This is a genomic window from Streptomyces sp. NPDC001231 (assembly GCF_042896885.1).
Lineage (GTDB): Bacteria > Actinomycetota > Actinomycetes > Streptomycetales > Streptomycetaceae > Streptomyces.
Genome location: NZ_JBIAXS010000017.1, coordinates 4,710 through 14,953 on the forward strand (window position 1 = coordinate 4,710; position 10,244 = coordinate 14,953).

The 10,244-nt window shown below is 73.4% G+C and carries 10 protein-coding genes; 5 read left to right on the forward strand and 5 right to left on the reverse strand.

The annotated features are described in order from the left end of the window. Positions 1-59 precede the first annotated feature (59 nt). Positions 60-863 (reverse strand): VOC family protein, encoded by an 804-nt coding sequence (locus ACFY3J_RS21185; protein WP_384182177.1) that lies wholly within the window; start codon positions 861-863, stop codon positions 60-62. Between the two features lie 165 nt (positions 864-1,028). Continuing rightward, positions 1,029-1,820 (reverse strand): SigB/SigF/SigG family RNA polymerase sigma factor, encoded by a 792-nt coding sequence (locus ACFY3J_RS21190; protein WP_390841476.1) that lies wholly within the window; start codon positions 1,818-1,820, stop codon positions 1,029-1,031. A gap of 409 nt (positions 1,821-2,229) precedes the next feature. Here ACFY3J_RS21190 and ACFY3J_RS21195 point away from each other — a divergent pair, with 409 nt between their 5' ends. The 4 genes from ACFY3J_RS21195 (at position 2,230) to ACFY3J_RS21210 (ending at position 5,110) form a co-directional block, all read left to right on the forward strand. After that, a complete protein-coding gene (locus ACFY3J_RS21195) occupies positions 2,230-2,685 on the forward strand; it encodes a MarR family winged helix-turn-helix transcriptional regulator (protein ID WP_384182172.1) in 456 nt (151 codons plus the stop codon). After that, a complete protein-coding gene (locus ACFY3J_RS21200; RefSeq protein ID WP_384182169.1) occupies positions 2,682-3,545 on the forward strand; it encodes an ABC transporter ATP-binding protein in 864 nt (287 codons plus the stop codon). Before ACFY3J_RS21195 ends, ACFY3J_RS21200 begins: the two co-directional genes overlap by 4 nt. Beyond that, the gene (locus tag ACFY3J_RS21205) at positions 3,505-4,365 is read left to right on the forward strand and encodes an ABC transporter permease (protein WP_384182166.1); all 861 of its coding nucleotides are present in this window, start codon (positions 3,505-3,507) and stop codon (positions 4,363-4,365) included. Before ACFY3J_RS21200 ends, ACFY3J_RS21205 begins: the two co-directional genes overlap by 41 nt. A gap of 214 nt (positions 4,366-4,579) precedes the next feature. Beyond that, the gene (locus ACFY3J_RS21210; protein WP_384182163.1) at positions 4,580-5,110 is read left to right on the forward strand and encodes a hypothetical protein; all 531 of its coding nucleotides are present in this window, start codon (positions 4,580-4,582) and stop codon (positions 5,108-5,110) included. 295 nt (positions 5,111-5,405) lie between these two features. Here ACFY3J_RS21210 and hemC read toward each other — a convergent pair whose 3' ends face one another. Beyond that, positions 5,406-6,341 (reverse strand): hydroxymethylbilane synthase, encoded by a 936-nt coding sequence (gene hemC, locus ACFY3J_RS21215; protein ID WP_384182160.1) that lies wholly within the window; start codon positions 6,339-6,341, stop codon positions 5,406-5,408. A 75-nt stretch (positions 6,342-6,416) separates the two neighbouring features. After that, the gene (locus ACFY3J_RS21220; RefSeq protein WP_384182157.1) at positions 6,417-7,403 is read right to left on the reverse strand and encodes an ATP-dependent DNA ligase; all 987 of its coding nucleotides are present in this window, start codon (positions 7,401-7,403) and stop codon (positions 6,417-6,419) included. A gap of 184 nt (positions 7,404-7,587) precedes the next feature. Here ACFY3J_RS21220 and ACFY3J_RS21225 point away from each other — a divergent pair, with 184 nt between their 5' ends. After that, a complete protein-coding gene (locus ACFY3J_RS21225; RefSeq protein WP_390841477.1) occupies positions 7,588-8,559 on the forward strand; it encodes a TauD/TfdA dioxygenase family protein in 972 nt (323 codons plus the stop codon). Between the two features lie 29 nt (positions 8,560-8,588). Here the strand turns inward: ACFY3J_RS21225 and ACFY3J_RS21230 are convergent, their stop codons facing one another. Next, entirely contained in the window at positions 8,589-10,091 is a 1,503-nt protein-coding gene (locus ACFY3J_RS21230; RefSeq protein WP_390841478.1) for a metallophosphoesterase family protein, read from the reverse strand. Positions 10,092-10,244: the final 153 nt, after the last annotated feature.

Genomic DNA, 10,244 nt, shown 5'->3' on the forward strand with positions numbered 1-10,244 from the left:
CGGCAGGGGCACATGGCGTTTGCGTCGGCCTGCGGCCGGTGGTGGGGATGGGTCGCCGTTCAGGCCTCGCGGCGTGACGTCACCGTGAACTGGGCGCCGTCCCGGTCGCGGAGTACGGCCTCGTCGGGGCCCTCGCGCAGGACGCTGCCGCCGTGGACCTCGGCGGCGCGGGCGCAGGCGGCCACGTCGGACACGCGGAAGTGGATCTGCCAGTGCGGGCGGATCGTGGGGTCCGGCGCCGCCTCCAGCGCGCCGGACTCGATGCGCGCCACGACCTCGCCGTGGCTGCGCAGCACCACCTCGTCGCCCTCGTAGCGGACCTCGCAGCAGCCGGGGCGCCGTGAGGCCCAGTCCAGGACCTCGCCGTAGAAGATCGCGGCGTCGAAGGCGTCGCGCGTGTGCAGCCGGATGAAGGCCGGCGCGGCCTTGCGCCAGGTCTCCCAGTCCGTGAAGAGGTCACCCTCCCAGATCCCGAAGGTCGCGCCGTCCCGGTCGGCCAGCAGTGCCGCGCGCCCCGGCGGGAAGGAGATCGGGCCGACCGCGGCCGTACCGCCGCGTTCCTGCACCCGCGCGACGGCCTGGTCGGCGCTGGGCACGGCGAAGTACGGCGTCCAGGCGACCGCCATCTGCCACATGGCGGCCACCGCGCCGATCCCCGCGACCGGGGCGCCCTCCGCGAGCGCGATGCGAAAGTGGTCGCCGAGTCTGGCCGGACGCCACTCCCAGCCCAGCACAGCCTGGTAGAACTCCTCCGTGGCCTGGAGATCCCGGCTGGTCAGGCTCACCCAGCAGGGCGCGCCGCACACCGAGTGCGTGGAGACGACGTCGGGAGAACTGCCGGAAGGTGTCATGTCGTGGTTCATGGCCCGTCCTGGTCGTGTCAGACCGATTTCCACCAGCCTGACACCAGTGTCCGACCGGAGCGCGGAAGACGCCTGCCGAGTACCCGCCGGACGCCGCCGAAGCGGCGCGGGACACGGCCGCCCCCGCACGGCCGCCCCCGCACGGCGGGTGAGCCGCGGCGCGGCTCACCCGGCCTCGGCGAGCAGCTCCTCGCGCAGATGGGCGAAACACCCGCTGAGCAGGCGCGAGACATGCATCTGCGAGATGCCCAGCTGCTGCGCGATCCGGCTCTGCGTCATGCCCCGGAAGAACCTGAGGTACAGGATGGTGCGCTCGCGTTCGGGCAGCGCCTCCAGACAGGGCCTGACCGCCACCCGGTCCACGACCAGGTCGAACCGCGCGTCGGCCTCGCCCAGCCCGTCGCCGAGCGCGTAGCCGTCCGTACCGGGGACCTCCGCCTCCAGCGACAGCGCGGCGAAGCAGTCCAGGGCCTCCATCCCGGTGCGCACCTCGCTCACGCTCAGATGCGCGTACTCGGCGATCTCGGCCACGGTCGGCGTCCGGCCGGGCGTGGTCTGCGCCAGCTCCTTCGTGGCGCGCCGTACCCGGTTGCGCAGGTCCTGGACGCGGCGCGGCACATGCAGCGTCCACATGTGGTCGCGGAAGTGCCGCTTGATCTCCCCGGTGACCGTCGGCACGGCGTACGCCTCGAACGCGTAGCCACGCGCCGGGTCGTAGTGGTCGACGGCCTTGACCAGGCCCAGCGCTGCCACCTGGTACAGATCCTCCAGGGCCTCTCCGCGCCCGCGGAACCGTACGGCGATCCGCTCGGCCATGGGCAGCCACACCTGTACCAGCTCGTCCCTCAGCGCCTTGCGCTCGGCGCCGTCGGGCATGCAAGCGAGCCGCTCGAACGCCTCGGCGGTGTCGGGGGCGTCGTCGTGCGGATGGGCCTTCGTTCTGCCGGTGGTACGCATGAGCTGCGCCTCCCTCAGCAGGTGCTGGATGGACGGACACCTTGGGAGGGGCGGGGCCCGGACCGAACGGAAATGAACATCGGGGCCCGGCGCGCCGGCTCCCACGGACGTGCCTCCTGTCCGAAGCACTGGACTCGGGATTCCCGAAGTCGGCGATTTCAGAACTGTTCCGGGAATGCGGTGACGATATGCGACCGCACGAATCTCAATTGTTGTTCAGACTCCGGAGAATCGCCACCGGAGGAAATGCGCGCATTTCCGTGGCGGTGCGAATGCGGACGCGCCCGCCGGCTCCGCGCGGTGCCGGAGCCGTCTCCGCACCAGCCTCCCTCCCGCCCGCCGTCGCGCCCGGGCATCCTTGACCGGACTTTGGGGTGATTACCTCTGCTACAGAGGTAATCTGGCGGACGTGACCCCGGAGACCTTCCCCGAAGAGCTGGCCGACGCCCTCGTCGGCGTCCAGCGGCTGATCCGCCGCCGGCTGCGCGCCGGAATGACCGTGCCCCGGCTGCGCGGCGCCGAGAACGAGCTGCTGCGCCTGGTCGAGAGCCGCCCCGGCATAGGCGTCTCGGAGGCCGCCAAGGAGCTGCACCTGGCGGGCAACTCCGTCTCGACACTGGTCAACCAGCTCGTCCGGGACGGTCAGTTGATCCGTGAGACGGACCCCGCCGACCGGCGGGCCGCACGCCTGCTGCTGACGGAGGCCGCCAGGACCCGTCTGCGCGAATGGCGGGAACGCCGTGCGGCCCTCGTAAGCCATCAGGTGGACCGGCTCGACCGGACGGACCGGGACGCGCTGCGCGCGGCGGTCCCCGCCCTGCGCAGACTGGCCGAGAACCTGCGCGAGGAGGCCGATCGCCCATGACCCGGAACGCTGCCGCCGAGCCGGCCGACGACGCCGTCGTCTGCACCGGACTCGCCCACGCCTTCGGCGACACCAAAGCCGTCGACGGCGTGGACCTGTCCGTGCGCCCGGGCGAGGTGTTCGGCCTGCTCGGCCCGAACGGGGCAGGCAAGACCACGGCGATCCGCTGCATCACCACTCTTCTGCCGGTCCCCTCCGGCATGGTCCGCGTCTTCGGCCACGACGCCGCCTCCGACCGCATGGCGGTACGCCGCCTGCTGGGCTACGTCCCGCAGCAGTTGTCCGCCGACGCCGCCCTCACCGGCCGGGAGAACGTCACCCTGTTCGCCCGCGTCTTCGACGTCCCGCGCCGCGAACGCGCCGAACGGGTCGCCCAGGCGCTGGCCGCGGTCGGTCTGGCCGACGCCGCCGACCGGCTGGCGAACACCTACTCCGGCGGCATGGTCCGCCGCCTCGAACTCGCCCAGGCCCTGGTCAGCTCACCCCGCCTGCTGATCCTCGACGAGCCGACGATCGGCCTGGACCCGATCGCCCGCACCGGGGTGTGGGAGCACATCGGCGCCGTCCGCGCCGCCACCGGCATGACGGTCCTGGTGACCACCCACTACATGGACGAGGCCGACACGTACTGCGACCGGGTCGCCCTGATGCACCGCGGCCGCATCCGGGCCCTCGGCACCCCGGCCGAGCTGCGCGAAGGACTCGGCGAGCGCCGCCGCGCCCAGGGTGCCCCGGCCACGGACCCGCTGCCCACGCTGGAGGACGTCTTCCGCGACGTGGCCGGCAGCGGCCTCGACGACACCTCAGGAGACTTCCGCGATGTCCGAAGCACCCGCCGCACCGCACACCGCGTCGGCTGACACCGTCAGCGCCGACGACATCGGGCTGCTGTTGCGGCCCCCGCAGCCCCGCTCCGGCTGGCGGCTGCTGCCCGCCCGGGTCGTCGCCATGTGCGCGGTGGAGCTGCAGAAGCTCCGCCACGACCGCACCGAGCTGTACACCCGCGCGGTGCAGCCAGCCCTGTGGCTGCTGATCTTCGGTCAGACCTTCACTCGTATCCGGGCGATCCCCACCGGCGGCATCCCGTACATCGACTTCATGGCACCGGGCATCATCGCCCAGTCCGCCATGTTCATCGCGATCTTCTACGGCATCCAGATCATCTGGGAGCGTGACGCGGGCGTCCTCAACAAGCTCCTGGTCACCCCGACCCCGCGCTCCGCCCTGGTCACCGGCAAGGCGTTCGCGGCCGGGGTGAAGGCGCTGATCCAGGCGATCGTCGTGATCGTCATCGCCGCCCTGCTCGGCGTGGCGCTGACCTGGAACCCGCTGAAGCTGCTGGGCGTCGCCGCAGCCGTCGTCCTCGGCTCGGCGTTCTTCGCCTGCCTGTCGATGACCATCGCCGGCATCGTGCTCAGCCGCGACCGGCTGATGGGCATCGGGCAGGCGATCACGATGCCGCTGTTCTTCGGCTCCAACGCCCTCTACCCGGTCGCCGTCATGCCCGGCTGGCTCCAGGCCGTCAGCAAGGCCAACCCGCTCAGCTATCAGGTCGACGCTCTGCGCGGGCTGCTGCTCGGCACCCCCGCGCACCTCGCCGCCGACTTCGCCGTCCTCGTGGTGGCCGCCGCGCTCGGCATCACCGCGGCCTCCGCGCTGCTCGGCCGGCTGGCCCGCTGACGACGCCCTGCGGGCCGCCGGCCGAGCCGCCCGTCGGAGTGATGTACGGCACGCCCCGGGGGCCGCTTCGAGGGCCCGTCGGCGAATTCCTCCTGCCCACGGCTTGATCAGCGATCAAAGACGGTGAATTCCCCGGCCACGGCGCATTCCGCACATTTGACAGTGCGCTGAGCGCGCGGATAGGAAGCAGCTCTTGGAAGTCGAGAGGTGCATTGTGTACGAGCCGAACGTGGTCGGGGACTGGCAGGAGTACGAGGAGCATGCCGGTCTGCGCGTCCGCGTCCACCGCCTGGAGCGGTCGGAGCCGCCGCGGGGGCGCGACGAGGCCGCCGAGGGGCTGACGTACTTCCGCCTCCGTGTCACCGTGGAGAACCGCGGCACGCGGCGCTTCGGCATTCACCTGGAGGACGGGCAGATCGACGTGCGGATCGGCCCGGACGGGGACGGCGCGTTCGTCGACTGGCGCAACTCGCAGTTCATCGAGGGCTACGACGTCTATCCGCTGCGCCGGGTCACGGCGGTGCTGTACGCGGCGGGGCCGGAGGCCGCCCTGTCCCAGATCGACGCGCAGATCCAGCTGCGGGTCGACGAGGAGTGGACCTCGCGCGCGCTGTGGACCGGCTGCGTCGACGGGCACGAGGAGACCGCCGGGACCGGCACGCCCGCGGCCGGCGGACCGGGCGGGCTGGCGCACCAGATCAGCACCTTCCTGCGCGACCAGGCGGGACCGGGAACCGCGGGCTGATCCGACGCGCCCCGCCGTACCCCCGCACCACTCAGCCGCGCCCGCGCCCGAGCCGCAACCCGCTGCTCCGCCGTAACCCCGGGAGCGCCTCCGCCGTACTCCGCCGAGTCCGCGTCGTACCCCCGCAGCACTCAGCCGCGCCCGAGCCCGCGCCGCACCCCGCCGCCCCGCCGTAACCCGGGAGCGCCTCCGCCGTACTCCGCCGAGTCCGCGTCGTACCCCCGCAGCACTCAGCCGCACCCGAGCCCGCCGCGCCCCCGCAGCGCCTCCGCCGTGCCCTGCCGCGCCCGCGTCGTCAGTGCGGGATGCCGTCGATGATCTCCCGGGCGCCCTGGCGGAGCAGGGCGACGGCGACCGAGGTGCCGAGTGTGGCCGCGTCCAGCCGGCCCGCCCACTCGTGGGCGTTCAGCCGGACCTTGCCGTCGGGGGTGAACACACAGGCCCGCAGCGAGAGCTCCCCGGCGCGGTCGACGTGCGCGTACCCGGCGATAGGGCTGTTGCAGTGCCCCTGGAGCACATGCAGGAACATGCGTTCCGCGGTGGCCGCGCGATGGGTGCCGGGGTCGCCGAGCGGGCCGACCGCCTCGATGAGTTCGCTGTCGCCCTCCCGGCACTGGAGGGCGAGGATGCCCGCGCCGATGGGCGGCATCATCCCCTCCGGGGACAGCACCTCGCTGATGACGTCCGCGCGCCCGATGCGCTCCAGGCCGGACGCGGCGAGCAGGAGTGCGTCCGCCTCGCCCGCGGCGAGCTTCTCCAGCCGCCGGTTGGCGTTGCCGCGGAACGGCACGCAGTCGAGGTGCGGGTGGCCGGCCGCGAGCTGGGCGACACGGCGGACCGAGGACGTGCCGACGCGGGTGCCGGCCGGGAGCTCGTCCAGGGTGAGCCCGCCGGGGTGGACGAGGGCGTCGCGGACGTCGTCCCGCTTCAGGAACGCGGCGAACGTCGTGCCGGCCGGCAGCGGCCGGTCGGCGGGCACGTCCTTCAGACAGTGCACCGCGAGGTCCGCCTCGCCGGCCAGCAGCGCGGCGTCGACCTCCTTGGTGAAGGCGCCCTTGCCCTCGACCGCGGACAGATCGCCCAGCCACTTGTCGCCGGTGGTCCGCACCGGGACCACCTCGGTGCGCACACCGGGGTGCGCGGCGGCCAGTTCGGCGCGGACGCGTTCCACCTGGGCGAGCGCCATGGGGGAGTCGCGGGAGACGATACGGATCAGTTCGGGGACGGACATGCGGGACACCATAGACCTCGCTTCGGGCGACCCGTGCGGTTCAAGACGTCCCGGCGTACCGAAGTTGACATGCCGTCACCTCTCCGGATCGTCGGGCGGGTCCACCACCGCGGCCTCCTCGGGGGTGAGGTCGGGGCGCAGCCGCAGCCAGGAGGGCTGGCGCAGCATCCCGGCCCGGGTGCGCACGCTGTAGCGGACCTCGCCGACCAGCCGCGGCAGCACCCAGTGCGCCCCGCGCACCGCCGGTACGGGGTCGAAGGGGCACACGTCGGTCGCCAGGGCCGCGAGCAGCGTGGCGAGCTCGGACCGCTCCGCCTCGCTCCAGCCGGTGCCCACACTGCCGACGTAGCGCAGCCGCCCGCCCGCGCGCCGCCCCATCAGGACGGCGCCCGGCAGGCCCGTCAGCCGCCCCTTGCCGGGCAGCCAGCCGCCCACGAGGACGTCCTCGCTGCGCATGTTGCGGATCTTGATCCAGGCCCGGGAGCGCACCCCCGGTTCGTACACCGAGTCGAGCCGCTTGCACACCAGGCCCTCCAGGCCGTGTTCGCGGGTGGCGGCCAGGGCCTCGGCGCCGTGGCCGACGACCGCCGAGGGCGTCGACCAGTACGGACCCGTCAGGCCGAGGTCCTCCAGGAGCTCGCGGCGCCGGACGTAGGGGAGCGCGAGCAGGGGGCGCGCGCCCAGGTGCATCACGTCGAACAGGACGAGGTGGACGGGGACCCGGGCGGCCCTGCGCGCCGCCCGGCCGGGGGCGTGGGCCAGCCCCATGCGCCCCTGGAGCAACTGGAAGCTCGCCCGGCCCTGCTCGTCCAGCGCCAGCACCTCCCCGTCCAGGATCGCGGGCGCGGCGCCGAGCACCCGGCCGAGGGGGCGCAGTTCGGGGTAGGCGGCGGTGATGTCCTCACCGGAGCGGGCCCGCAGCAGCAGCCCGCCGTCACCGGGCAGATACGTCACCACGCGCTGGCCGTCCTGCTTCGTCTCGTACGCCCACCGCGCGTCCTGAGCAGCCGGCGGGAGCGGGCCGGGCGTGGCGAGCATGGGCGGGATCAGCGGCAGGGTCACGGCAGAGATGTCGACGAACCGGCATGCCACCACGCGCGTCGGGCGGCACTTTCCCCTGAAAGGGTCCCCGCGGCGGGCTGCGCGCGGGCCCGCCGCGGACGGGGGAGGGGAGACCCTGTCGCCGGGGGCGGAAAACGCTGTCACGATCGGCGGAGACCGTCACGACGACCATCGGAGCGCGCGGATGACGACGGACACGGGCACAGCGGGCGGGCGCGGGGCCGGCGGGATCGAGGTGAGGCCGGTCGCCGGGTACATCGGGGCCGAGATCACCGGAGTGGATCTGGCCGAGGGGCTCGACGACGCCGTGGCCGCGGAGATCCGTGCGGCGGTGCTGCGCTGGAAGGTGGTGTTCTTCCGCCGGCAGCGGCTGGACCACGCCTCCCACGTGGCCCTCGCCCGCCGCTTCGGCGAGCCGGTGGTGCTGCGGCGGCGCGGTAGTGCGTCACCGCCGGACGTGCCCGAGGTGGAGACCACCGCGGACCGGCTGGAGCTGGGCGGGCGGTTCGGCATGGAGCACGAGGAGTGGCTGCGGCGCCGCCGGCACACGCTGCTGCGCGGCTGGCACTGCGACCACGGCGCCCGCGTCGACCCGCCGGCCGCGACCATCCTGCGCGCCGAGGCCGTCCCGCCGTACGGTGGCGACACCACCTGGTCCAACCTGGCCGCCGCCTACGACGGGCTGTCGGAGCCGGTACGCGCCTTCGTCGACGGGCTGCGCGCCGAGCACCGGCTCGGGGTCGGCTACCAGCCGCGGCCCGGGGACGACGCGTACGTCCGTCACCTGATGGGTCATCAGATCGCCACGGTGCATCCGCTGGTACGCGTCCATCCCGAGACGGGCGAGCGGCTGCTGTTCGTCAACGGCTACTACGTCGAGCAGATCGAGGGCCTCTCCCGGGCGGAGAGCGCGGCGGTCCTGGAGATGCTGCTGGAGCAGGCGATCCGGCCCGAGTACACGGTCCGGTTCCGCTGGGAGCCGGGCAGCGTGGCCTTCTGGGACAACCGGGCCACCATCCACCTGGCGCCCGGCGACAGCGCCCACCTCGGCTTCCCGCGCATCATGCACCGGGTGATGCTCGCCGGTGACGTACCGGTCGGAGCGGACGGCAAGCCGTCCGAGCCGATCACCGGCAGCGAGCCGGGCCGCTGGTGACCGGCCCGGCGCCGCCGACACGCCGGCGGTCAGGTCAGGGGGATGGTGACCTCGTCCTCGACGGGCGGGGCCACCTCCTGGGCGCGTCCACCGGTCGCCGCGAAGCAGCGCAGCCGGACCGCCTCCCCGGTGACGTCCAGACGCAGGAACGACTTGAAGAACGGCGGGCGGTAGGTGGCCGAACTCGGCGAGAACAGCTGGGTGTAGAGCTTGCGCACCGGAAGGCGGAAGCGGGCCTGGCGCTCCGGGCGGCGACCGGCGCCGAGCAGGCTCGCCACCAGGCGGACGCGCCGGGTGACCCGTACCGGAGCGCCCCCGGGGCGGACGGACGGGACGCCGAGTCGCTCCGCGACGACGGCCATCGCCTCGGCCTCGCTGAGCGTGAGGAAGCGGCGCAGCCGCAGCCGGCGGGCGTACACCCTGCTGTAGAAGGCCAGGGAGTCGCCGCGCAGCGGATAGCAGCGGAAGTCCGACTCGGTGACGTTCGCGACGGACACACGCGGGATGGTGTGGGTCGCGTGCATGAACGCGCCCCCGCCGCCGGAGACGACGTACTGGACGGTGCGGCCGTCCACGTCGACCGGATAGCGCTGGTAGTTGTGGATGTCGCCGCCGATCGCCGCCACATAGCGGTGGGCCGGGTCGCGCACGATGTCGTCGACGGTGCCGCCGCCCTCGATGGGGCAGGGATGGTGCTCGCCGTCCACGTACAGCGGTGATCCGGTGAGGAGGATCTTCGGACGGGGCCCTCGCGAGACCTCCCGCAGCCAGGCGCCCTGCTCGGCGTCGATCGTGCCGAGCAGACCGGTGTCGATGCCGACGATCCGCACCGGACCCGCGTCGATCGCCCAGTACGGGCCCGGCTGGACGGCCTGTTGACCCGGTTGCGACCTCAACTTCCGGGCCTCGGCCAAGCGTTGCTCGTCCGTGGGGCGCGGCCGGTGCCACAGCAGCGCACGCCACCAGGCACGGCCGAGCGGGCGGGGCCTCGGCTCGGGCGGCAGCGGCGGGGCGTCGTCGCAGAAGACGCGCATGAAACCGCCGAGGTCCTCGTACCAGTCGTGGTTCCCCGGTATCGCGTAGATCGGCGCCGGATAGTCCTGGTACGGGCGGAAGAACTTGGTGCCGTAGTCGTCGGTGCTTCCGACGGGATAGATCACGTCACTGGTGATCACGGCGAACGACGTTTCCCGACCGGCCTCCAGAAGGCCGGGTACGACGGCGTACTGCGAGTCGTCGCCCGCGCCGGTGTCCCCGATGACGAGGAAGGAGAAGCGGTCCCCCTCCGGTCGCCGTATCACCTTGTCCGCCGGGGCGCCGGCCGCCGTCCGCTGCGCGACCCACCGGTCCCGGGTGCGGCCCGTGGGGTCCCCGAACCAGGAGGCGACCACCCCGTTGCGGGCGGCCCACAGGACGCGCGGGTCGAGCCAGGACAGCTTCCGCACCCTGTCGGGAAGTAACTGCCGGTACGAGCCGGGTTCGGTGGCCGTCCAGCCGGCGCCTTCGACGGTATCGCGTGAGGAGTCAGACACGCGGTGCACCGTAACAACGATCATGCGCTGCGTACGAGAGGGGTGCGGGGCGCGCGCGCCCGCCCCCCCCCAGGGCCACCCCCCGGGGAAAACAGGGGGGGGGGGGGGGGGTGTGCCCGCGTCGGGTGGCCCGCCGGGGGCACGGGCGACCGG